A 370-nucleotide genomic window follows, 5' to 3' on the forward strand; every position below is an offset into this window, starting at 1 on the left:
ACAGGTAAGGGAAATAGCTCAACGGAGGCAATACCCCAATCGCTAGATTGATAGGGTCTTCGCCCAATTCATATATCGCGTGCAAAAAGCCATATCCTAACTGACTGCTATTCGTATTATCTGCTAAATACTCAACGTATTCCGTATCAAATGGATTTCCTCCAAAGTCTCCTACTATATCACCAATAGTAATCTCTGTACCGTCTACTTTTTTCAAAATCACGCACTCCAGGTATTCTTCCCATACATTCTCTCCCTGTGCATAGGCATTGATCAACCCCGCACCTATAATGGATGCTGGCAATTGATACGCCACACCGCCTAATTTGCTATACGCTTCTTCGTAATCGTGGATACCCAACGGCTGCTT

At 43.5% G+C, this 370-nt stretch carries 1 protein-coding gene; it reads right to left on the reverse strand.

What is annotated here, in order from left to right:
- On the reverse strand, window positions 1–370 hold a 370-nt coding region (locus tag LVD47_RS23425; protein WP_236981148.1), incomplete at both ends, for a hypothetical protein.

The organism is Membranihabitans maritimus (assembly GCF_021729145.1).
GTDB classification, from domain to species: Bacteria; Bacteroidota; Bacteroidia; order Chitinophagales; family Saprospiraceae; genus Membranihabitans; species Membranihabitans maritimus.